This is a genomic window from Citrobacter sp. UYEF32 (assembly GCF_040546205.1).
Taxonomy (GTDB): domain Bacteria; phylum Pseudomonadota; class Gammaproteobacteria; order Enterobacterales; family Enterobacteriaceae; genus Phytobacter; species Phytobacter diazotrophicus.
This window is the reverse complement of the sequence record NZ_JBEPNI010000013.1, coordinates 24828-48059: the sequence shown is the minus strand read 5'-3', so window position 1 is coordinate 48059 and position 23232 is coordinate 24828. Positions and strand designations below refer to the sequence as shown.

The following is a 23232-nucleotide window of genomic DNA, read 5'->3' as shown; positions in this document are numbered from 1 at the left end:
CCCCAGATTATTCAGGTTTAAATTCCATCATTGGAATATTCAAACTATCAGTTAAAAATAACGCTTCTTTCTTCTTTATCCTCAATTTACATATAATCATTTTATCTTCATCAAGACCAATAAAATAATAATCATCGAATAAACCTTTTTTACTTATGATTATTTTTATTTGATGAATTTTTTTTATCTCCAGTTCATCCCCCCTGAGTTCATAAGTTATGCCTGTATCATTTTCACGGCGAAAAAGGGACATCCCGCCCAAATATGGCATCAACTGTTCAGTCAGTTGATCGTTCAGATAAAGAAGTGTTGATTTAGCGCCATAGGGTTCTACCAGTGCCTCAATGGGTAAGCCGGTGTACTCTGCGACAGCTTTAAGGACGGATAATTTCGGGTCATATGTTTCTTCGGTACAGATGCGTTTCAGTGTCCTGACACTGATACCGGTCGCTTCTGCTGCGTCTTCATAGGTTCCCCTGGAAAGGATCGAATCCCGTAGGCAAGCATTCATTTTCTGGCCCTGCATAATTTAACAAGGGCCAAATATGGCACTTTATAGTGCCAAATTCAATAAATTCTGCTTGCATATAGGACAGAATGTCCTATTCTAATAGAGGACAGGGAGGCGGCCACCTCCCTGCCAGACACCCATTAATCCGTGCAAGGAAAAGTGAAATGTCCCGATTATCATATGGTAAATCAGACAGTGATAACACCCTTAAAACCCTTTCATTAAACCAGTTCATCAAGCAGCTGCCGCACGTTACCATTCATGAAATGGAAACGCTGGCTGAAACTAACCACCATCTGGTTGAGCAAATACCCCGCTACATCAGTCAGATGGTAAGCTATGAATGCCGTTTAATTGGTTTCTGATTCGCCCAGGGAAAACGAAAATGATGCTACCCAAGAGACGTAAAGAAAGCGCATTGAGCTACCCGCAGGCAACGTTACCAGACTGCCCGTGTGGTGGGTACGCAGCACTTCGCGGAAGATATTCGACAGAAGGCGGGCGTTTAACATGGTATTACATGGTTTACTGCAGACGTTGCGAGTTCCGCATTCGTCTGTTCGGGGATATTTATCAGAAGAGTGATGCCGTTACTGCATGGAATCGTTCTGTAAGCACTTTTAAGGGGATGGCATGATTATAGAAAGGCTAACTAACAGCAGGCTGCAGGATACGCTTTTCTGGAGCGTGACCGGCTTTTTTATGGTGGGTACAGCAATAAGCCATTTTATGCTTGGCTTGCTGGGTTTAGCGGTCTTCTTAGGGGCTTTTATCATTGAGTATTTCAGAAAGTCAGCGCGTCCAGTTGTTAGACCGTTGCTCTATATGGTGCTGCTGATTTTATTTATCGATGCAACAGAAATCTATGACGAGAAATACCTCGCGCCGGTAGCCGGGTTTATAGTTGACCTTCCAGTGAAAATTTTCACAGGAGGATTGCTGGGGTTGCAGTTCGCTTTTGCCCTGAGTTACCGAAGTTATAAACAAACCAGACGCGCATATGTAAGTTGTGTCATAACAGGCTTACTTGTGCTTCTGGCGGTGAAACTAACCTGGGATATTACGGTATTCAGTCTGGTATTACCTGCGATGTTTATCATTGCGACGTTTTTTCTTCTGCCAGAATTTATTCGACGTTCACGCTTTGAATCCTGAACGCACTGACCAATAAGGACGAGTTAAATGAAAACTGAAAAGCCCTATTCTGATTTACTAAAACCAGAACATCTTTACTCGATGTTACGGGCCTATATTATCGAACGTGCCCCCTTCGCGTTATCTGCCGTAACTGTCTCTGACGTTATTAATGCATATATGGGTAGAAATTCTGGCTATCCATTCCTGATGTCCGATGATCTACCGCCACAATTCAGCGGAAAAGGTTTCGAAATTTTCGGTGCTTACAAAAACACCGAAAATGAGAGTACGCTGGTTGAAAACTCAGCGGCGTGGTTTTGTTGCAAATTAACCTATTTAGAAACTGAGCATGACGTTAACACTTTTAATGAGGCTCTTAATGCGATGATGCGCTGGATGTACGCTACGGAATATCTTATTAAAGATGAATGTGGCTATCTTCCCACGCAGAAATTATTTAATGAGTTAACATTAAAAATTAAACGTGATTACGGTGACAAATAAAAATATCTTCTATTTTAGCGGCTAAAACAACCTTCATGCAAAGGCCGGTATACCGGCCTTATCTGACGTTTCTCCACGCTGACGCAGGCACTTTATCCCATATTTTACCATGTGTAATTTCGGCCTTTCTGTGGTCATATGCTCCTAAAAAATCCGCCATATATTTTTCGGGAACTGTATCGCGCTTATGTTCGTAAACGCGCTCTATCGTGTCCATGGTTCTGCACCGACGGAACATATACAAATACTCGGTTCGTTTGTCAGAATGACTCAATTTTAATCCTTTAAAGGCATCTTTCGATGCCTTTATTTAATCTGTTAGCGTGAGTGTGATTTAGACTGGCTGTTACTCAGTTTCTGCGCCTCGTCCTGTGTCAGCTCTCCTTTTACCTTCCCTACCCCGCGAGAATAAACCACTTCATAATTCTGGCCCACTACCGGCTCCTTTTCCCAGGCGCTGCGGCTGTGCTGAACAACGCCTTTCTGTGAAAGCTGGTAAACATGGCGATCATCTGCATGAAGCACCTGGCCCACATGTGAATGTGGGTGAACATTCTTGGATGCCTGCTGTGCTTCTGAAAGCTGATAAATGCCTTTTGGCAGCCCAGCTTCCGGCAGTACCTTCTGAGTCTGCCATTCTCCATCCACAACTTTATCTACCTGGCGTGAACCATTCAGCACACAGATTTTCATCGAGCCTTCCGGCTTCATGATCACACCCATATCAGTGCTGCTGCGACCAGCTGGCATAGCGGCATCCTGGGTATAGCTACGTTTTTGCATCTGACTTACTCCTTTAATGGATTATGGCTGGCCTGCAGGCAGGCCAGCGTTAATATCGCTTACATCGCATGGCGAATGGTGCGTTTTTTCTCTTTTTCCTGAACCAGTTTTTTCTCTTCGGTCTGGACTTGCGTTTGTTGCTGTTTTTTATTCAGCTGCTCCGCAATGACGGCTTTTAACTGCATAGCCACCCCTTCCCGGCCAAGAGAACTGTTAACGGCCATATCGTTAAAATCAGTGTAACGATCAGCGCGGCGAAGGGTTTCCAGCTGTTTTTCCGATAGCTGTGCAGCCTGCAGCACCTTCATTTCTGTATCCGGGAGGGGTTTCTCTCCGCTGGCGTGAGCCTCCAGTTTGCGTAGCGCAGCCTGATGCGCCAGATATGCAGCTGGCTTAATCTGGCTGAGTTCGTCTTTTCCTGGTACTTCACCTTTTGCAAATACAGGGAATACGGCCACGCCGCCAACTGCTTTAGCTGTTTCCAGCGCTTTTTCACGGCCAACATTCACAGTTGCCTTATCCTTCACCTTCATTTTGCAGGACTGCGAAATATCATCATCACCGGCAATAATAATTGGCTTATCGGGATAGGCTTCTTTCAGTGCCTTCGCCACTGGCTCCAGATTGCCGGAATCGAAAGCTGCGACCGTTGGCACCTGGGTAGCTTCTGTTATGCTTCCTGCAGTTGCGTAACCTTCGGCCACAATGAGCACCGGCGCTTCTTTAAGCGCATCCAGCCCGCCAACAACATGGAAGCAACCTTCTTTGCGCGCGTTCTTGGCAAAGCGTTTAGTGCCGTCCTCGTTGATATATTGCATGGTCCATTGTTTGCCCTGTACATCATAAGCAGGGATGAAGGTTTTCTGACCTTCCTTGTCAGTGAATACGCCTTTATGGATCTGCAGCCCTTTTTTCTCCAGGTAGGCTGTCGGCTGTTGTAGCTCACTAAGCTGGCCCAGCTGTTTTTCAACACGTTTAGCAGAGGATTCATGTTCCTTCTGCTGTTGTGCCGCTTTTTCTGCCTGTTTCTGAGCTGCCTGCGCCCGCAGGAGCGCCTTTTCTTCATCAGACTGTACATAGCCTTTGGAAGACCAGCGCGTTTCCTCCTTGGTCCGGTTATTCTGCATAAACCCGGCAGGATGACCGTCAGTATGAATAATATAGAAACCCGATTTTTCGCCCTTTTTATCACCTTCGACGGTAATACGATGGCCTTCACCGTCCATAATCGGGTGCTTCTGTCCGTGATCGGTGTCTGCATCGAGGATACAACCGATACTTTTCAGCGCGTTCTCAACTTCTTCTTTTAGCGGGATGGCCGGGGATTGCTCTACCACCACATTTTCTGGCTTCCATTTAGCCAGCTTCTCCATATCGGCATCGCCATCGGCATACCAGGTTTTTTTCTCTTTATCCCATTTAGCGCCAGCTGCTCTTGCTTCTTCCCGATCTTTGTAGGGTACGGCCAGATTCTGGCGTTCGTGGCGTTCGCTGTTTTCAGCGGTCGCAGTTTGCTGTTCAGCAGCTGCATCTGCTTTTCCGTTCCATTTAGCAAACTTATCGAGAGATACCCCCTGCGGCACATACCAGGTTTGCTCGTTACGGTCCCATTTCGCACCCAGCTCTTTAGCTTCTTTACGTTCCTTATAAGGTACGTTGATCGGGGTATTTTCCTGAGCAATGTTCAGGCTTTGTTCCGGGATTAGACGCGTACCGTCATCACGCAGATATACTGCCTCGTTTTCGCCAGGTTCCGGCCCCAGCCCCGCCAGGCTATCGCGCATATCTTCCTGTGTCTCAGCCCCTTCCATCACGGATTCAACGCGGTCCTGATACCACTCCTGCGCTTCTGAGGGGGGAAGGACACTGATTTCGTCATCTGGAGTCATGATCCCCTGAGCAATCGCGGCTTTTTCAGCGTTCAGAGTCTGATAGAAATTGTTTGAATGGTTGCTCAAGTCAACCTGGCTTTTATCCTTGTTAAAAATGCGACTGTCGTGAATAGTGCGATTATCGCCTTCGTTAACTGCTGCCAGTGCTTTTATCGCGCTGTTAGTGCGCATCACCACCTGGTTACTGTCAGATTGCCCCTGACTCTCAGTGACCACGTATTTTTGTTCAGGTAAAAAATCTATATTTAAGGCAACATCCCTGTAGGCTTTTTTGATTTTTTCCTGCACATCAGGCCAGTTCTGTTTGAATGCGTCAGCAAACGTACTGTTACGCTTCCAGAAGTCACTAGCCAGGTCATTGTTCTGAGCGTCATCAAGTACGTCACGAGCAAGATTAAGCTGGCTGCGGTTCATGTTCTGAACATGATGCGACAGACCGCCATCGAGGTTTGAAAGAATAAACTTTTCTGCACGTTCCCGGCGCTGCTGCTCAGGGGTGATAACGGGTTGAGGTGAAGTGTTCATGTCAGCCTCGTTATAGGATCTTGTCTCATTCCAGACGTTTTTGTTTGACGCCAGAAAACTGGAATCAGGCCACCAGTTTTTAGGAAACTGTACGTCTTCCGGTAATTCGCGGGGGTCACTACTGACACGTTCTACCTGCTCACGCACGTTTTTAGCGGCTAAAGTCAGGTTTTTATCGACGCTCTCAAACGCAGTTTCCAGTGCTGCGCGTTGCCATTCGTTATCCGAAGAATACATTGTGCCAGGTACGCGCTCATCCCCGATATACGTCGCAGCCTTTCCGCGTCCAACCACATCAGTATGTACAGGGATGGTATTGCCGTCCTTGTCCTCGTAATTAACCCGAATACATTCGCTACCCAGCACTTCTTCTGTACCGCGACTGTAATAAGTGACGTAACCGGCTTGCTCTGCTGTATTCTCCAGCGTCATGAAAGTGAAATGATAGAGTTGCGCGGTTTCAACATCTACAGTCTGCGGATTTGTCAGACGTTGTACCTCGGCCATCACCTCCTGATGCTCTTTTATCCGCTGCTCTGCTTCCAGCGTTACCGGCTGTTCCTGTGTTCTCTGTTGCTCAAGGCCAAGCACAAACCCCTGAATTTTTTCAGCGTCGGCTGCGGCGCGAAAAATTTCCATCGGGTCATCCTGCAGGGCTTTAATCCAGGATTTTACATAAGCAACATGCTGTGAAGGATCATGACCAATACCCAGCTCATCACCCATTATCATACTGGCAATCTCAGCCCGGAGTTCTTCTTTGGCGTAACCCTCACTACCAAACGGATGCGCCAGATCGCGATTCAGACGTGTAGTGTGACCGGTCCAGTGTCCCAGCTCATGCAGGGCCGTAGCATAGTAGTTGTCAGCAGTAGGAAATGATGCCTGTTGCGGCAGATGAATACTGTCGGTAGACATACGGTAAAAGGCACGGTCCACCTGATCATGCGAAATTCTGGCTCCTGACGCTTCCAGAATGGCTTCGGCACGTTCAATGCTGTTCCAGCTTTTATCCTGGCGCACCGCCATTGGCGGCAACCCGTCAATCTGCTCGGCATTAAAAACTACTGCGTTAAAAACTTTTGGCCGCTCCAGCTGGACGATTTCTTTTACCGGATTGTTATCCTTATCCAGCACAATACTTCCGTCATCATTGCGCTTGATTCGTTCCTCTGTGAACTTCCAGTATTGTACCAGCGTCCCTTTCTCGCCTTTTCGTACCTGTGCATCTGCAGCAGTTGCCTGCTTATAGGTCATCCAGCGCTGATCGCTGTAACCCTGAGCCATCAGGTGAATGGCGTTAATGCCTTTATAGCGTTTTCCGGTTGTCGGGTTCATCGGAAGGGCTGCACCGGGTGCGCCGGGGTTCCATGGCTTCTGCCATGGCGCAGTACCCTCTTTGAGCTGGGCTATCAGGTTTTCAGCCACAATCTCATGAAATGGTTTTTTCGCTTTAGCTTCTGCCATGGTCCTTACTCCGCATCAAAAGCACTGTCGTATGCGTCACGCATACTCAGTGCGTCGTCTTCGAAAGCCCCGGCAAGTTCAGCCTCATCAGGGGCAAACTCGGCCACAAAGCCAGGTGTCATCAGATCGCGATATTTTGCTTCTACAGCACTGTTCACATCCGGGCGACTCACTGCGTTAATGTCAGTCATATCCTGCCTCCACGATTAAGCACGTTTTACGGGGTTATAGTTCGGACTGCCTTTGATATCCGGGTATGACTCCTTGCAGGTCGGATAACCGCTACAGGACCAGAAGTAACCGGATTTTTTGGATGCGCGGCGAATAAGCCCTTTGCCGCATACGTTGCATTTGTACTTGTCAGAAATCTGTACGCCGCCCGCGACTTTAATAGAACCGGTATTAATCACCTGAATCTGTTCGCGTACAAATTTCTCCTGCATTTTGACGAACGAATCCACATCGCGTTTACCCTGTTCAATTTCCAGTAGCATACGTTCGTTAATGGCAGTCATAACCGGGCTTTTAACCAGTTCAGGAAGAATTGCAATCAATCCACGCCCTAAACGGGTACTGATAATGTCTTTCCCCTTATTTTCAATGAAGCCTCGTTTTTTCAGTTCAGACACGATTGTTGCGCGGGTTGCTTCTGTCCCGATGCCGTCCCCTTCCCGCAGCAATTTTTTCTGCGCCGGGTCATCAACGAATTTATGAATATTCACCATCGCCGTGTTAAGCGTACCGTCATTAAAACGACGGGGGGCTTTTGTTTTGGCATCCAGGCGTTTTGCCTGCGCACAAAGCACACTGTCACCGTTTTTCATGACAGGTAATTTCTGTTCTGCCTCTTTTTCTCCTTCGTCCTCTTCTTCTGCCGCAGTGTAAATATCTTTCCAGCCGTTTTTGGTCACTACTTTACCGCCCGCAGCAAATGTTTCGCCTTTGATATCCAGAACGATAGTCGTGGCTTTAAATTCATGCACCGGGTAAAACTGCGCGAGGTACGCCCTGACAATGAGATCATAAATATTCCGCTCAACCGGCGATAATTTATTTACATCGCCTTTATGTTGCGTAGGAATAATGCCGTGGTGCGCTGTTACTTTCGAATCATCAAAAGTTTTTGATTTTATTTTCGGATCTGCATTATCAATCAGGCCGGAAATATCCGGGTACGTCTGACGCAGAGATTTAAATATTTCAGGCGCATCAGAATGCTGTGACTCCGGCAGATACGAGCAATCTGAACGCGGATAGCTGGTCAGTTTATGTGTTTCATATAAAGACTGACAGGTTGCCAGCACCTGCTCTGCGGTATAACCGTAGCTACTGGATGCCTGCGCAACGAGATCAGATAAAGAGTAGGACTTAGGCTGGTTCTGTTTTTTGGGTTCCTGTTTATATTCAACTACGCGCCCATCACTGTTAGTCAGTTCATTAACCAGCCTGTCAGCTTCTTTGGTATCAACCAGGCGGCCTTCGGAATCAAGACCAGCCTGATCCTCACTGGCTTTCCAGGCTGCAACAAAAGCACTGTCACCGTGTTTAATCACAGCACGAATATTGTGATAAGGGACCGGTTTAAAATTTTCAATTTCCAGATCACGGGCAACGACCAGCGCGAGCGTAGGCGTTTGAACACGCCCGACCGTCAGCAGAACGCGTGAACCACCCCGCGCCGCCTTGAGGGTAAACCCGCGTGAAAAGTTCATGCCAACAAGCCAGTCAGCACGACCACGCGCAAGAGCTGCACGGCCAAAACTCACATACTTGTCATTACTTTCCAGGTTCTTTAACGCCCTTGTGACACTCACCGTATCGTTAGCATTACACCAGTAACGCAGTACCGGTTTAGTACAGCCCACATCATCCAGAATCTCATCAACCAGCAGTTGCCCTTCGCGATCCGGGTCGCCTGCATTCACAATCGTGTCGGCCCGCTCTACCAGGTGGTGAATGGTTTTGAGCTGTTTTTCTGCATCTTCACGAGGACTGATAATCCATTTTTCCGGGATAATGGGAAGATCATCTTCACGCCATATTTTCTTGCCGTTTTCATTGCGTGGAACATTATCTGGCGTATACGCATCCGGTTCAGCCTGTTCATACATATGGCCGAAACACCAGGTCACGTAATCACTGCCACATTCAATGTAACCGTCTTTTTTGTTGGTTGCGCCTAACACAGCGGCAATCGCTTTCGCAACATTTGGCTTTTCTGCAATAAACACTCTCATAATCAGGCTTCCTCGAAATCACTTTTAAAAAGAACATGACGCGTATATTCACTGCCCTCACGTTCCATTTGTATAACTGCATCAAACCAATATTTGACCTTTTCAGCATTCGATGGAAAAGCCACCACGATCAACCTTTTCCCAAGACTTTTAGCTTCTGAAATAAATTTAACCAACGGCGAATTATATTCTTCATTGGAAAACTCAACAGCATCAAGAATTAAAGTGCTTTCTTTTACGTTATAAAGATCAAAGTCGTTAAAATTGGAATCCGTAAGGCAACAGGGTACATCCCATCGCATATAGCGTTTTTCCTGGGTTAATTCTGCAAACTCGAAATATTTGCTGTCAGGTATTTTTAGCGATTGTAAATACGTTGACTTACCCGTACCAGTTTTACCGGTGACAAGGATATTTGCATTAAGGTTTTCGAGTAATAATGTAGCTTTATCAGTCATCAGTTAGTCCTCAAATAATTTACATGGTAAAACTATTCAGGTTGTTCCGGGAAAGCGCGAGGATACGGCTTATCATCGTAGGGTCTTTCAAATGGGTTTTCAGCTCCCGATACCTCTGCCAGTTTATTAAGATACTCGTCCTGGCTAACAATCCAGTTCCTTATCCAGGGAAAGTTATTCATTAGCTCTGGCGCTTCTCTGTAAAGTAATTCGAGCAGTTCCCGATTCTCATCGATGCGTTTAAACACTCCACGATGACTCTGAGCAATTACTTCCTCAAGTACCTGTAGCTTTTCACGGCTTTCTTGATCTCTACTGAATAAGCGCATATTTATCACCTTTAATAGTTACCAGGTAAAAACTGGTAATACAGTCGAAATTATCTGTGACGTTGTAACTGCGCCAAAATAGCGACCGTCAAACGATGAGGGACTACGATCAGTCATTAGCAGTAATTCAGACTTACTCAGGGTGTACACTTCACGAATAGCGGGCAGTTCACGCCCGCCCGGATCAACACTTAACGGTTTGCTGTATGGCAACGGCTGGCCGTTGACATAAACACCGTCATCACGAAACGCCACTTCATCCCCTTTAGCCGCTAAAATCCGCTTCATCATTTCGCCGTATCCTCCCGGACAGAAGCCGCTGCCGATGTAGCCACGTTTCTGTGCGACAGCGAAAATTTCTTTTTCTGGCGGGCAGAAAATGACGTAATCCCCTTTCTCCGGGGTTTTAGAGCTGATTTTATAAAGCCCGACCGGAATACTTTTCGTGGTATTGATGCGTAACCCGGCAGCATAGCCAAGACCACACACCACAGCCCCAATAACAGACGCTGAAATCACGCAGATAGCAGCATACCGGGTTACTTTTTTCATATCGCAATAGCCCTATCACTGGCGTCATCATTCGCAGCTGCTGCGCGAATACGGTCGGTTGTCTTAGGCTCGGCTACAGATGCCCGAAGCGAGAAAATTTCATCCTGGAAGAACAGAGGCTGTTTGCCATAAATGGCCGGGAAGCCAGCGACATAAACCACCATGTCGCCACGCTCCGTAATCAAGCCTTCTGCATTCTTTTTAGGCCCAGGCATACGCAGGCATTCATCCACGGTTAATAGCGGTCGCTGTACTTCCTGCATGGTTTTTGACACCCCGCCCAGCACAGCGCTGGCGCGTTTACCGCTGGTCGTGATCTGCTCTTTGATAACCGTTGTTTGCCCTGTCAGTTTGGAAAGGTGCTCTGCGGTTTCAGTACGGTTTGGCGGGTACGCATTCTGGACGTGACAGTTAGAGGTAATAGTTTCATCAGGCCCGTAACCTGTTTCACGGCTGCGTAGCTGGTTTATGTCCTGACATATGAGGTAGAACTTAATGCCATAACCGGCCAGGAACGCGAGCGATTCCTGAATGATTTCAAGTTTACCCAGGCTCGGAAATTCATCGATCATCGCCAGCAGACGATGTTTGTAGGTTTTTTTGGTCTGTACCCGTTTCGTGCCTTCTACCGATAAACCAACAGCCTGTTTAAACCTTTGCCACAGGGTCAGTTTGTTATCAACGCGCTCAAACTCCATTTTGTCGGCCAGTAACCGCACAATCATGTTCAGCATGATGCGAACCAGTGGGCGCAGACGCGCTTTATCGTTCGGCTGCGTAACAATATAGAGAGAAACCGGATCGTCATGGTTCATCAGGTCTTTAATTTTGAAATGGGACTCACTGACGTTGCGGGCCACAACCGGATCACGGTAAAGCGCAAGATAAGATTTTGCCGTTGACAGAACCGAACCGGCTTCTTCTTCCGGGCGATCCATCATATCCCTGCCAGCAGAACCTACTACCGGGTGATTCTCTCCGTTCACATGGCTGTACTGTGTCATTTCCATCCACAGTTCGCCCGCGCCTTTTTCCGGGTCGGCCATGATTGCATCAACATAAGGAAGGGTTGCAGGGGTTCCTTCATTTTTATGCTTATACAGGACATGGAGGATAACCCCGACCAGCAACGCCTGAGACGTTTTCTGCCAGTGGTCATTAAGTCCTTTGCCGTCCGGGTCAACAATCAGTGTGGCAAGATTCTGTACGTCACCAACTTCATTTTCAGTGCCTACACGGATTTCATCGAGCGGATTCCATGCAACAGAACCGTTGGCTGCAGCGGGTTCAAATTTAAGACAGATATTTTTTGCAAACTGTTTGCGCCAGCCAGCGGTCATAGCCCACAGCTCGCCTTTCAGGTCGGTAACAACGGTTGAGTGTTTCCATGAAAGCAGCGTGGGGACCACAAGGCCCACACCTTTACCGGAACGGGTAGGGGCGTAAGTCAGTACGTGCTCCGGGCCGTTGTGACGCAGATACTGGAGTTGGCCGTTCTTGTCTTCCCAGGCTCCCACATAAACACCTTCATCGTTTCCCAGCAGACCAGCCGCCTTGATATCCTGCTCATCAGCCCATCGCGCGGAACCGTGTAAGTATTCATTGGCCTTGGATGAGTTGGCTTTCATCATGCTGGTTAGCGCTGTCAGAACCAGACCACCGGCAGCGACCATTGTCCCGACACTACCAGCAGCAAAAAACGCATCCGGCAAACGATCATGCCAGGCAGAATACCAGGTGAAATATGACCATGGCGCGTAGATGTGATTGAAGTTTGGCCCCAGCAGTTCCTGATAATTAAAGCTGTAGGCGAAATACTGAGTTGCGGCCTGGACGCCTGCAGCCAGTGATGTAAGCGCCATTGCAGGGACCAGCTTTCCTTTAACGGCTTTATTCTTGGAACGGACCTGCGGCCCTACGGCATTATTCGGCTTTCTCATGGGTATCCTCGTTAATCAGCCAGGGTGCATCTGCAGTTACATCCATTACAGATATTGTTTGTTCCCAGGACAAAACAGACGGAATGACAAAAGCGACGGCTTTATCACCTGATACATGTGTTTGTCCTGATTCACTTATATTCATCGTCCTCTTCCTTTTGCTTTTCTGACGGAGCCGGAAGGTGTCAGGGTTACTGCCTCTCCGACCTTAATACTACTGAGTCTCCGGGCGGTGTAATCGCTGACAGGCATAACAACAATTTCATCATCACGTTTAAGCAGGGCTAAAGTTTCATCCCCACTTTTACGCTGGCCTGCATATTCGTACTGACCTTTATCCGTTGAATTATACCTTCTATGTTTCGGTATATCGAACCCTTTAAGGCGTTTTTCCTCTCTTTCGGCCACATATTTTTGTGCGCCAGTAAGGGACTGAGTGACCTGTTCAGGGGTATTTATTCCTCCTGCCCCAGGTATATTCCGTCGCAACTGATCAACACGTTCGGTTGCTTGGTGCTCCAGCTTGTCAGGAACATTACCCGGCAATAACACTTCACTTCCTCCGGCGATGCGAACCATACTGAGTTCGGACATTCTTCGCAGACGGTTTTTTGCGAAGGGCGGCGGCTGGCGTCCAGGTCGCGCAACGTTGGGCTTACGATGTTCTCGTTCTGAAACTGATTCGTGACCTCGTTCTGCTGCGCGGGCATTATTTCCCCCTCCTGGCTGGCCTGCTCCTGCAGTAATGCCATCGCCTGCGCCAGCTCGTCCTCGCCCTCGTCCGTCTGCGTAGACGGTTCCGGCATCAGCGGAGGTTCTTCCTGAGAATCGTGATTCATCTGTTGCAGAAGCATTTGCAGTGCCTCTTCGTTCTCGTCCTGAGTCGGTTCCTGCTGTTCTGGAATTTCTTTCTCGTCTTTGCTCATTGTCTTTTTCCTCATTCATACGGATAAAGTTTTCAATCCGATCTCTGGTCGAGTAAGGACCAACAAACCAGGATTTCTTTTCTGTGTCCCACATGGCCCCGGCTTGACGGGCTTTTCCTCTTTGTTCAAACGGAATATGGATGTATTCACGTTCGCGGGCCGCTTTTTTAGTGAGGATTTGTCTCAGCTTTTCCAGCTCTGGATCAGAAAATGTCACATTGATTTCACGCGCAGCGGCTACGGCCACAATGCGCTTTTTGAAGTCGAAACTACCGTTTACCGTTAGCTGGTTCCCGTAACGATGTTTTGCCATCAGTAATGCTGCATGAAGCCCGTCATCACCCGCTTCGCGTGAAATATCGAGACGTTGACCACCATCACGGATAGCACTTTCCCCGACGCGATAAATGATCGTGCCTTCTTTTGTCACGCTGTCAGGTTTCAGGCCCGGAATCCGGCCATCATTTTTCACTTTGTCACCATGAACCAGGTTGGCTTCTTTTCTGGCCGCCTGAGCATTTCTCTGACGCAGGATTTTAAGAGCCTCATCATCACCGGCGCTGGCTTTATGCTGCAGCCAGTCTGCCCAGGTCCGGCGTTTATGAATGTCGTAAGCTGCCTGTCGGTCTTTCTTGTAAATGGCATTTGCGCGTTCAAGTTCGGCGCCCAGCGCTTTACTGACCAGGCTGTACAGGTAGCGTTTATTTACACCTGCACCTTTAAGTAATTTGATGGCAGAGCGTTTTAGCCTTCCTGTCCTTTTAGCATTTTCAATTAATCGATCACGTTTCACTTTAGCCAGACGTAAGGCTTCATTACGCGTGGCCGTCAGCTGCTGCTGTTCGCTCTGATAACGTCCATAAAGAACGGTTGTATTAGCTCCCTGAGTTCCCAGCGGCCTGCCTTCATAGCGTTTACCGCTGTTAATCTCCATTTCCGGCACATCGCCTAGATTAACCAGCCGTTTTTCCCGCATAGGGGGCGGGCGATCTCCGGGCCTTTTGACGTGCGCAGCCGGACCAAAACGCTGCTTAATGGCCTCCGGGGAAGGTTTTGTTTTTACCGTTGCGCCTGTTGCAGATGGGGGTTCAAACGCACCGAATTTTTTCTCAAGGGAGGCACGGGAAAGAACGCGATCAACAGAGCTGGCTTTTACGCCTATCCCCTCCGGGCCGGTTATGACAAAACCGTTTCCTTTCTGGCGTAATTCAAGTCCGTTTTGCCTCATGGCTTGATGCAATTCCTGCCAGCTGGCCGCGCTTTTAAGCTGCTCTGCACACTCCCTCTTAATCCACCCAAGAAAACTTTCCCGGCCTGAGTGCCTTTCCATATCCGTAGCATTATTTTCGGATCGCGTTTTACTTGGCCGGTGATTGTCACTTTCAAGGCCAAATTCCTTTTCGAGTGCCAGGCATACGGCAGAACGGGTTTTGTAATCGTTGTAGGGCGTATGAATATTGTGGGTTTGTGGATGAATTTTATTAATGGCGATATGGATATGCACATTATCAGTGTCGTAATGTACAGCACTGACACGTTGATGATCGGCATACCCCATAGCCGCGCAGATACGTTCTTCTGCAGCGTCCAGAACTTCCTGAGACGGGTTTTCTCCTGGACGGAATGAAACGACAAGGTGATAAGTCTTGTCGCCCTCAGAGCGCGTATTACGCCGTTGTGTAGGCTCAATGTCATACCGGGCTGCATCAAGGATATTTTCATGATGGCAGTTAGTTACTTTAATGACACCCACGCGCTCCTGTTTGTTTTGTGGATCTTGCACATACTTGGCAAGCTCCACAAAACTACTCTTTTTGACATTGCGCATGGGAATGTGACGGGATATCACGATACCCCCCCAATTTTAGCGGCTAAAATCATTTGCTCAGTACCCTGTCCATAACTGTGCGTAACTCGTTTTGGGTTGACTCTATTTTTCCCAAAAGAGTTTTGATCAGCGACGGGGAAAAATTACGGGTTCGCTCGTCATTTGAGAGCCACAATTTCAGCAATCCCCCAAGTCGGCCTAAATCACCATTTACCCGACTCAGCTCCTGAACCTGTTCAATATCAACCATGGATTCAACCTCGTAGCCCATACCAACCTTACGCAGAAATGCTGCGGTACTCAGTCCAGCCGCATCTGCATTGCGCTTAATGAGCGCCTCTTCTTCTGGCAGAACCGGCACACGAATGTGTTTGCCGTGCTTACGTGTACTTTTCGTTTGAACTGTCATTTGACCTCACTCGCGGCGGTAGCCGCGTAGCCTCGCAGAGCAGGACTCCCCTTGAGCATCGAAGATGCGAATACGGGGAGAGTAAAGTTGATAACCTGTTTACAGGTTAGCTAACTTTACATGTCCTGCCCGGCTTTCGCCGGTGTTTACGCCAAGGAAAGTGTACACAACCAAAAGTGGATTGTCGTGTTTTTTGGTGCAAAACTGTGGATATAACGAAAAAACGGCGCTACTATGCCACATACCCCGGAAAACCAACGTTTTCCGGGCCATATACAACTGCTATCCTGCTCAGATACACAGTCAAATACACAGAAATACACCACAAATACACACGCAGGTTAACGGATGGGAAAAGATTACTTAGCTGACCTACAGGAGTGGGTAGCACAGAAAAAAGGGCTTAACAGCAGCAGTGCAAACACTGCCAGAGTGGTTTTTCTGGCAATCCGTGATGATGTGAGAACGGCTATGGAGGCTGGGTATTCGCTCACCACGATTTGGGAGCACATGCACGAGACAGGTCGTGTCACTACGACATATGAAACTTTTCGACGCCATGTTAAGCGATACATACGGGAACAGAAACCAGCAGCGCCTGTTATAAAACAGGCACAAGCTGCAGCGAAGAACGAAAGACAGAAGACCGGGGAGCCACAGAGCAAAACTGTGATACCAGAAAAGACGCAGGTACAACGAGATACGCCATCGCCTACCGGTAGTCAGCTTCCAGCGTTTCATTTTAAACCGCCTACAAAGGGGACTAAATAATGCCTACAGACAAAAACAAACTGCAGACTGAACCGGAATCAATGCCGGTACGCCATTCGGTACACAGCGCACAACAAGGCAAGGGTGGTTGTGGGAAATCCGTGAGTATGGCCCTGCTTGCGATGTACAAAGTTAGTAAAAGCGAAACCCCGGTTTGTATCGATACTGATCCACTTAACCCGACATTTTCTAACTATAAGGCGCTGAACGTTCGCCAGCTGGATATCATGGAAGGTGATGATATTAATCAGCGCAAACTGGACACGCTAATTGAGTGGATTGAAGAGGCTGGCGACCATGACGTTATCATTGATAACGGCGCACCCTCCTTCATCCCGTTATCGAGTTACCTGATTAGCCAGCAAATTCCTGGACTGCTCTATGAAATGGGTAAGCAGCTCGTTATTCACATTTCCATTGTCGGCGGCCAGGCACATGATTACACGGTCGAAGGTTTCCGGGCTATGGTGGAACAGTATCCTGCAGAAACCCGTTTTGTAATCTGGATGAACCCATATTGGGGTGCTGTCGAATCCGATCAGGGTGTGCCATTCGAACAGTCAGAAGCCTACCTGACAAACAAGGATAAGATTGATGCGGTAATCCGTTTACCTGTACTTAAAAAGGATCTTCACGGACAGGATTTTGCCGAAATGCTGGAAAACTATAAGACGTTTGATGAGGCCATTGCTGACAAGTCTCTTTCGATTATGGTTCGTCAGCGTATTAAACAGGTTCGCGCCCTTATTTTTGAACAACTGGATCTGGCTACGGTGATCTGATGGACGAAAAAACAGAAGAACTCATTGCCCTGATTGCTAAAGAGCATGGCGTTGTACTGGATGTCACCGATCCTATTCTGGTGGTTCCTACCATGCTTCGCTTCATGCTGGAGGAAAGCCGTGAAAAGCAGCAAGAGCTTCTGGATGAGCTGAAATCAGAGCTGCAAAGCTCGCTGATGCAATGGGACTTCACGGCCAAGGATAAGGCTGACCGTATTCTTAACGCCGCCCTGAAAGCGAACAGGGAGGCGATGGAACAGGTATTGAAGTCTGCAGCCAGTCAAACAACTGACCTGGTACGCCAGGCTGTGGCCGACGAACTCAATAAATCCCGCGCTGAGAGCAGGAACGCAAAGCGCCTGGTGATGTGGAATGTTTTTGCCAGCGTTATTACGCTGGCCGCTGCAGCCATTGCGTTTATCACGACATTCTGGAACTAGTTTTTAGCCGCTAAAATTGTAGCGGCTAGAGTAATTGCAAAGGTGTTGCCAGTTAAGTATTATTTTTTGGCGATGCGGTGAGGTTTAGGCAACCCCCTAGCAAGGCGGGAAAGCGAAATGCAGCCATTAGTAATCGTATCGTGATTCTGTTGTTTGATGCCTTGCCGACAACCAGCCTGAACCCCGCTATGCGGGGTTCCGCTGTTTTTGGGCCTTGCTATTAGTCAATTGATCGTGAAAGGCTCAGACTGTTACTTTTCCCCTGTGTGGGAGCCTGTTCTTTTCGTAGCTTTTCCTTTTGTTCCCTGGCTTGCTTGCGCATCAAATTTTCATGCGCCCGGTGAGCAGCACGCATTTCGTCCCAGTCTTCGGCTAGTTCCGGTTTGTCATGTCTTACTTTAGCTGTCGCCAGTTCATGTATCTTGGGACCATGTAACCCCATGCCATCATGAATTTCTTTGACTGTTTCAAGGCGGTTCTGCAAGCGGCTTAACAATGCCTGTTGCTGCTGAACCTGTGACTGCCATTTTGCTTTCTGGCCGGGTAGCGAGAGGAATCCTGGCTGTTTGCTCATCATCTGCTGCAAAACTGTTTCTTGCTTATCGATCATGGATTCAAGCCGGTTTTCAAGATTCTCGGCCTGAGTTTCCTTTTCTGCGATCGCAGCATCTACAGCGTCCTGATATTCCTGCGCCACGTTGCCATTTTCAGCGTTTGTTTCCTGCAGCTGGGGATGTTCACCGGCTAACTGCTGCTGTTCGTCATGCAGCTGCTGCACCTGCTCCTGAATATTAGCGGCGTCAGAATCTGCAGTATGGTCTGGCTTAAGATCAGGCGGTGTGCGGGGGGGTTGTGTATCCCGGCCTAGGCCGGGACTCCGAAAGGGGGTTACTGGTTTCATCCGGGTGCTCCTTCGCTATTCGCTATCGGGAGAACTTCCGGCCTTGCTTCTCTGTTGCTGCTGCTACCTGGGCTTTGCCGGAAGTCTGGTCATAAGAGATACTTTTTTCTGTACCCACTTCTGGCAGTTTATCGAAATTCTGTCGGTCATGCTTGATAATTTGCTTCCCTACCTGCTGATATACCGAATTTTTATCAGCATGTAAGATTGGCCCGTTATAAGCATTCGCCTTATCCGGCCCTTTAGATAAGTAAAGCGGGTAAATACCCGGTTTAATGATACCGGCCTTATCTACGTTGTCGTTTTTCCATTTGCCTGCCTCTTCGCTTTGCAGCACGCGCTGGCCGTTCATGACAAGAACACGTTCTTTGCTCATGTCGGGGTTACTCCTGGTAATCTCTTCTGCAGCCAGGGTAGGAATAGGGCTGACTGCTTTTTTTATAATCTCGGCTAACATTGATGAATCTGCATTGATAACGGCCACGTCACGCGCAAGATACAGTTTTCTCCGTGCATCATCATCTGCTGCCACCATAGACCAGTCCAGGTTCATGCCAGCGTTTAACGCCAGATCTGCCGTGAACTGTCTGAGCGTTCGGCTGTTCCCTTCCCTGAATGGATGCAAAGCATCTAATTCGCCGTAGTAATGTCCTAACCGCTCTGAAAATTTTTCGGGGTCCATTCCGTGAAAGAATTGCTCGTTCTCCAGCGTTCGGAAAAGTTTATTCAACTCAGGTTCAATGTATGCTGAATCAGCGTACACCACCTGATTTCCCAGGCGCTCTTTGACCATCATCCCTGTGTTTTCCCGATACTCCCCGGCCCATGGATAAATGCCGGAAAAAATGCGCTTGTGAGTTTCCTTGAGGCGCTGACCGTCGAAAGGACCAAGGATCGGGGTTTCTTCAAGCTGGGAAAGATTCAGCGCTACCGTATCGCGCTCAAACTCTTCCAGTAAATTTTTATCCCTGATCCCGGCAGTATTGATGAGAGTATCTGTGCCCGGATAAAGATACGGGTCTTTATTGTCACTCATGCCTGGTCTTGTTTGGCACGGTGGGCATAATGCTGAAAAATTTCTGCGCGGCCCTGCTCATAAGAAACATCACCGGCAATAATACGCTTTTTGATACCTTCGTACAGAGGGGTTCCGCTTGGGTCCATGCCTTCAAGTTTCAGACTTGCCTCAGCTTTTTTGAATCCTCTCGCTCTGACAGCATTGTTTGACATGGCCCCTCCTACACTAAATTGTTTAGCTATATTCTATAATATTTTAGCCGCTAAAATCACTCAATACAGTATTTAACTTAAAAAAAATCCCGCAAAAGCGGGATTTTGAGCGGATATTGATAACTGATTACCCTTCCATAAGGCAAACAATTTTCACATTTTCCAGATTTAATTCTTCTTCAACGCCGGTTGAATCGAATTTTATCCATGCCAGCCCTTCCTCGGTTGGACGTTTGTTGAGAAGAAGACGGCCCTGCTCGCCCAGGTACTCCACGATGACTATCGCTTTTTTAAACTTGTCCGGGTCAGTTTCCTTTTCCTGTTTTTTGCGGGTCTTGTCAGTCACGTCATTTTCATCGATGCCGTCATTGTCTTCGCTACTTTCACCTTCTTCCCCATCAGCACGGCCATTAAAAGCATCAATGGTGAGCGGGTCGCGTTTGTTCGCTTCCTTATCATCAAGAAACTCACGGAAAACCTTCACTGCACTGCGGGTAATATCTTCACCTTCATTTTCTTCAAGCAGCTTTTGCACTTCATCAGGATCTTGCTTGTAAGCTGTAACCAGCTCATTCACAACCGTCACATCACGGATTAAGCCTTTGTTAAAGGCATCGGCAATGCAATCCGGTAAGTCAAGCAGTGCGGCGTGTTGCGTGACAAAGGCAGGTGATTTCCCCAGCGTTTTTGCAATCTGCGACTTAGTTACGCCTGCAGCGAGTTTGCGGCCAATATGCACCGCGATTTCACGCGCTGTGAGGTCATTACGTTGAATGTTCTCGATCACCTGGTCATCGTCACTGTAATCATTATCAATAAACGCGGGGATTTGTTTTTTTCCGGCAACTTTACTGCCACGCCAGCGGCGTTCACCATGATTGATAATATAACGCCCCGCCTGCTCCGGGTTTTCACGCACGGAAATTGGCATTTTTACACCCCGCGCTTTGATGGTGTCAGCCAGCTCCTTAATGGATTCCTCAGAGAAACCTGGGTTATCCTGCTTACGCGGTTGCTCCGGGTCTGGATCGATTGCATCGATATCCAGCATCAGCGGTTTACCATCACTCCCCACATCAGGATCTAAGAAGTTAGAAAGGTCGCCAACAGTATCAAGGCCAAGGCCAGAATTTTTTTTATTCATTTTGCTATTCTCTCCAACTCGTTCACTTGCAAATTTGCGCTTCGCCACTGAATAACAGATGAACAGGGCGTTCTAATGTGGTTTGTCCAGGACAGTACAAAACAGCACTAATTAGCTGGTTCGCCACGCTAAGGGCCGTATGTGAATCACTGATTGATACGACCAGTTGATCAGGGTAAGTATCTTTTCCAGCGTTAAGGGTTTTACCGGCCCCTTCCACCATTTCAATCTGGCCTTGAAAGGCAGCAGTCAGAATGCGCTCAATGTCAGACCGGGATACTCCCGGCGCTGTTTTACTGGCGGCATCAAGCATTGCAGTATCAATTTTCATTATGCGACACCCATTTTGCTGTATACATGATTGGCAAGTGCGCGCATTTCCTGACTGGCTTTACGGGCGGCAGTTTTCTTGATCTTCCATACCGGCACATGAGACGCTAGGGCATCTGCAATACTGCTACGAAGACCTATTGAAGCCGGAACCATAAGAGAAGGGTAGGCATTCTGCAGCTCGGCCAAATGCCTTACATGACGGGGGTTACGCCCGTCAACCTTACTCGGCACCATCCCAATGAACTCAAGTTTTTTGTTCATCTGGCGTTTGACCTGATTAAAGGTTGTCAGCATTTTTTTAATGCCCTGGATGGAATACACCTCCAGTTCAATCGGTGACACCACAAAATCTGCACTCGCCAGCGCTACAATCAACGCATTACTGAGTGTTGGGGCAGTATCAATCAGACAAACATCAAAACCACAGCGGGCCAGATTCTCCATGTTCTTACGGAAACCAATAACCATTTCCTGCAAGCTGAGTTTTTCAACATTCGCCAGCTGAGTATCGGACTCAATAAGGGCAATGCCGGTATCTGGTATAGCGGCAAAACGTTCTTGCTCGATATCGCCCCACAATTCACTTGCACGGATGCCAGAAGACAGCTCCTGCAGGGTGTAAGAAGCATTCCCCTGCGTGTCCATATCGATTACAGCTACCCGCTTGCCTCTTTCCGAAAAATCAAACGCCAGATGAACCAGAGTGGAAGTTTTGCCAACTCCCCCTTTTTGATTTGCTGTAACCAATACTTTCATCGCTAATCTTCCTGTTTCCGTTTGGCCTCATCAGCCCATTTTTTCACAATGAATGCCTGACGCTCCGGCAATACCACTTCAAGGCGCACAAAACCGTCAGGAACTTCTTGTTTGTAGGCATCCCATACGCGGTTTACTGCCTGTGATACCGCCCCGCGTGAAATATCCAGCGTCTCCACAAAGTGCTTTTGTGGTTTGCCTTTCACTAATACCCCGTAGGCTATATCAAGCGTCTGCTGCCCTACGCTGAGGTTTCTGGTGACACGATAAAAATCCTCTTTTGAGAGTTTTTTCTTTTCGCCTTTTTCTTCACCAGGCGCGTGACTGTCATTCAGATTTAAGCCCTTTTGGGTCGTCATATTTTTACTTCCAGACTCATACCCTTTTTGGCTGCAGCCTCAACGCCACAAACAAAGTTTAGCTAAACCGCGTGTAATGGTCAACGATTTTAGCCGCTAAAACACCAAAAAGAGCGGATATAACGAAAAAACCCGGCGTACCGGGTTCAGTTTAGTAGTACGTTTGCAAATATGAAACGCGACGTTTTAGCCGTAGCCCGCTGCTGAACAGTATTAAGCCCAGGATAAGCAGAATTGCAGCACAGTAAAATCCCGAACGAGCCACGCCTGAAAAAAATTTCACTTTTTTCAGACTGCCAGCTTCATAGCGTAAAGCCGGTGCTGATACAGCTCTATTAAAAGCTGTCATTTCCATTGCATAGCTGATATCTGACGGGACCATTTTTAAGGTTTTTTCATCCTTGGCATAACCTTCGACAGCCTGTTTTGCAAGCTCCGCAGCGGGTTTCCCTGTCTTAATTGCAACCTGTGCAGACAGACAGGCATACTCCCAGGATAATCTCATTTCTGGCGTATGAACATTTTCCTGGACATATTCTAACAGGGGTTGTGCGCGGTCTTCCTTCACATATTGCTGGATTCGTTTCAGATCCGATACTGGTTCATCATCTGCTAACGGGAGCATGACAGTGTAAACCGGGATACACACCATAACAAAGGCAGCTAAAATCCCAAGTGAGGCAATGGACTCACCTTGAACGAATGCCCGATAGCCAGCGAATAACAATAGAATCACAACAATTACAATGCCAAAGGTACGTAATGAATCGACCATTGAACTGAATGGATTCGAAAACCCTGCAGAGCCATCCCCCTGACCTGCGGGAATTAGCATTTTCGGTACATAAAGTACAAATTCCCTGTAATCAGGCTGCAAGGTATGCGCTAACAGGAGCGCTATCCCGCCGAGCAAACCAAAAATGACTGATGTAATGAGCAAAATAAGGCCAGTTTTTTTGATCCTGCAGGTTCTCTTCGCAAGCTGATTAACCTGGTGACTCATCTCGACGCGTTTCAC

The 23232-nt window shown here is 47.9% G+C and carries 27 protein-coding genes; 6 read left to right on the top strand and 21 right to left on the bottom strand.

Translation table 11 applies throughout. The features are described 5' to 3' along the window. Positions 1-7: 7 nt before the first annotated feature. Complete coding sequence (locus tag ABIB59_RS25450; protein ID WP_354037486.1) at positions 8-511, bottom strand: helix-turn-helix domain-containing protein; 504 nt, start codon at positions 509-511, stop codon at positions 8-10. 164 nt (positions 512-675) lie between these two features. Between ABIB59_RS25450 and ABIB59_RS25445 the strand changes: the two genes are divergently transcribed. From ABIB59_RS25445 to ABIB59_RS25435, 3 genes are all read left to right on the top strand, one after another. Continuing rightward, complete coding sequence (locus ABIB59_RS25445; protein ID WP_033557761.1) at positions 676-876, top strand: hypothetical protein; 201 nt, start codon at positions 676-678, stop codon at positions 874-876. A gap of 268 nt (positions 877-1144) precedes the next feature. Continuing rightward, the gene (locus ABIB59_RS25440; protein ID WP_354037484.1) at positions 1145-1666 is read left to right on the top strand and encodes a hypothetical protein; all 522 of its coding nucleotides are present in this window, start codon (positions 1145-1147) and stop codon (positions 1664-1666) included. 27 nt (positions 1667-1693) lie between these two features. Then, positions 1694-2152: a hypothetical protein gene (locus tag ABIB59_RS25435; RefSeq protein ID WP_354037482.1), complete on the top strand. Its 459-nt coding sequence runs from the start codon at positions 1694-1696 to the stop codon at positions 2150-2152. A gap of 58 nt (positions 2153-2210) precedes the next feature. On the opposite strand, the gene ABIB59_RS25430 is transcribed toward ABIB59_RS25435, so the two are convergent. The 12 genes from ABIB59_RS25430 to traJ all read right to left on the bottom strand — a co-directional run bounded on the left by ABIB59_RS25430 (position 2211) and on the right by traJ (position 15498). Further along, on the bottom strand, positions 2211-2390 hold the full coding sequence (locus ABIB59_RS25430) for an Hha/YmoA family nucleoid-associated regulatory protein (protein WP_354037499.1): 180 nt from the start codon (positions 2388-2390) through the stop codon (positions 2211-2213). Between the two features lie 80 nt (positions 2391-2470). Further along, a complete protein-coding gene (locus tag ABIB59_RS25425; RefSeq protein WP_033557764.1) occupies positions 2471-2935 on the bottom strand; it encodes a KfrB domain-containing protein in 465 nt (154 codons plus the stop codon). Between the two features lie 59 nt (positions 2936-2994). Then, positions 2995-6819 (bottom strand): zincin-like metallopeptidase domain-containing protein, encoded by a 3825-nt coding sequence (locus ABIB59_RS25420; protein WP_354037480.1) that lies wholly within the window; start codon positions 6817-6819, stop codon positions 2995-2997. Positions 6820-6824: 5 nt separating this feature from the next. Next, entirely contained in the window at positions 6825-7010 is a 186-nt protein-coding gene (locus tag ABIB59_RS25415) for a hypothetical protein (RefSeq protein WP_033557766.1), read from the bottom strand. A 15-nt stretch (positions 7011-7025) separates the two neighbouring features. Next, complete coding sequence (locus tag ABIB59_RS25410; RefSeq protein WP_354037478.1) at positions 7026-9056, bottom strand: DNA topoisomerase 3; 2031 nt, start codon at positions 9054-9056, stop codon at positions 7026-7028. A gap of 2 nt (positions 9057-9058) precedes the next feature. After that, positions 9059-9514 carry an ATP-binding protein gene (locus ABIB59_RS25405; RefSeq protein ID WP_354037476.1) on the bottom strand — a complete coding sequence of 152 codons (456 nt, stop codon included), beginning with the start codon at positions 9512-9514 and terminating at the stop codon, positions 9059-9061. 32 nt (positions 9515-9546) lie between these two features. Beyond that, positions 9547-9843, bottom strand: coding sequence for a hypothetical protein (locus tag ABIB59_RS25400; protein WP_033557815.1), 297 nt, complete (start codon positions 9841-9843; stop codon positions 9547-9549). 18 nt (positions 9844-9861) lie between these two features. Beyond that, positions 9862-10395 carry a conjugative transfer signal peptidase TraF gene (gene traF, locus ABIB59_RS25395; RefSeq protein WP_354037474.1) on the bottom strand — a complete coding sequence of 178 codons (534 nt, stop codon included), beginning with the start codon at positions 10393-10395 and terminating at the stop codon, positions 9862-9864. Then, entirely contained in the window at positions 10392-12335 is a 1944-nt protein-coding gene (locus ABIB59_RS25390; protein WP_354037472.1) for a type IV secretory system conjugative DNA transfer family protein, read from the bottom strand. Before ABIB59_RS25390 ends, traF begins: the two co-directional genes overlap by 4 nt. Further along, a complete protein-coding gene (locus ABIB59_RS25385) occupies positions 12319-12480 on the bottom strand; it encodes a hypothetical protein (protein WP_210761545.1) in 162 nt (53 codons plus the stop codon). The genes ABIB59_RS25390 and ABIB59_RS25385 overlap by 17 nt, the downstream gene beginning before the upstream one ends. Continuing rightward, positions 12477-15110 (bottom strand): TraI/MobA(P) family conjugative relaxase, encoded by a 2634-nt coding sequence (gene traI / locus ABIB59_RS25380; protein WP_354037470.1) that lies wholly within the window; start codon positions 15108-15110, stop codon positions 12477-12479. Before traI ends, ABIB59_RS25385 begins: the two co-directional genes overlap by 4 nt. Before the next feature lie 28 nt (positions 15111-15138). After that, positions 15139-15498, bottom strand: a complete 360-nt coding sequence (traJ, locus tag ABIB59_RS25375) for a conjugal transfer transcriptional regulator TraJ (RefSeq protein WP_033557772.1) — start codon at positions 15496-15498, stop codon at positions 15139-15141. Positions 15499-15846: 348 nt separating this feature from the next. Between traJ and ABIB59_RS25370 the strand changes: the two genes are divergently transcribed. Genes ABIB59_RS25370 through traM form a run of 3 tightly spaced genes read left to right on the top strand, consistent with a single transcriptional unit; the run spans position 15847 to position 17491 of the window. Next, the gene (locus ABIB59_RS25370; RefSeq protein ID WP_033557773.1) at positions 15847-16269 is read left to right on the top strand and encodes a TraK family protein; all 423 of its coding nucleotides are present in this window, start codon (positions 15847-15849) and stop codon (positions 16267-16269) included. Further along, entirely contained in the window at positions 16269-17051 is a 783-nt protein-coding gene (locus ABIB59_RS25365; RefSeq protein ID WP_033557775.1) for a P-loop NTPase family protein, read from the top strand. Before ABIB59_RS25370 ends, ABIB59_RS25365 begins: the two co-directional genes overlap by 1 nt. Then, the gene (gene traM, locus ABIB59_RS25360) at positions 17051-17491 is read left to right on the top strand and encodes a conjugal transfer transcriptional regulator TraM (RefSeq protein WP_033557776.1); all 441 of its coding nucleotides are present in this window, start codon (positions 17051-17053) and stop codon (positions 17489-17491) included. Before ABIB59_RS25365 ends, traM begins: the two co-directional genes overlap by 1 nt. Positions 17492-17711: 220 nt before the next feature. On the opposite strand, the gene ABIB59_RS25355 is transcribed toward traM, so the two are convergent. The 8 genes from ABIB59_RS25355 to ABIB59_RS25320 form a co-directional block, all read right to left on the bottom strand. Next, positions 17712-18392 carry an IncP plasmid survival protein KfrC family protein gene (locus tag ABIB59_RS25355; protein ID WP_033557777.1) on the bottom strand — a complete coding sequence of 227 codons (681 nt, stop codon included), beginning with the start codon at positions 18390-18392 and terminating at the stop codon, positions 17712-17714. Positions 18393-18414: 22 nt separating this feature from the next. Beyond that, complete coding sequence (locus tag ABIB59_RS25350) at positions 18415-19428, bottom strand: KfrB domain-containing protein (protein WP_077779780.1); 1014 nt, start codon at positions 19426-19428, stop codon at positions 18415-18417. Continuing rightward, complete coding sequence (locus ABIB59_RS25345) at positions 19425-19622, bottom strand: antitoxin VbhA family protein (RefSeq protein WP_033557778.1); 198 nt, start codon at positions 19620-19622, stop codon at positions 19425-19427. Before ABIB59_RS25345 ends, ABIB59_RS25350 begins: the two co-directional genes overlap by 4 nt. Before the next feature lie 127 nt (positions 19623-19749). Next, the gene (locus ABIB59_RS25340; protein ID WP_033557779.1) at positions 19750-20766 is read right to left on the bottom strand and encodes a transcriptional repressor gene korB; all 1017 of its coding nucleotides are present in this window, start codon (positions 20764-20766) and stop codon (positions 19750-19752) included. 22 nt (positions 20767-20788) lie between these two features. After that, positions 20789-21097, bottom strand: coding sequence for a hypothetical protein (locus ABIB59_RS25335; RefSeq protein ID WP_033557780.1), 309 nt, complete (start codon positions 21095-21097; stop codon positions 20789-20791). Beyond that, on the bottom strand, positions 21097-21855 hold the full coding sequence (locus ABIB59_RS25330) for a ParA family protein (RefSeq protein WP_033557781.1): 759 nt from the start codon (positions 21853-21855) through the stop codon (positions 21097-21099). The genes ABIB59_RS25335 and ABIB59_RS25330 overlap by 1 nt, the downstream gene beginning before the upstream one ends. Positions 21856-21857: 2 nt before the next feature. Next, a complete protein-coding gene (locus tag ABIB59_RS25325) occupies positions 21858-22214 on the bottom strand; it encodes a TrfB-related DNA-binding protein (RefSeq protein WP_033557782.1) in 357 nt (118 codons plus the stop codon). Between the two features lie 151 nt (positions 22215-22365). Continuing rightward, positions 22366-23232 carry a hypothetical protein gene (locus ABIB59_RS25320; RefSeq protein ID WP_354037466.1) on the bottom strand — a complete coding sequence of 289 codons (867 nt, stop codon included), beginning with the start codon at positions 23230-23232 and terminating at the stop codon, positions 22366-22368.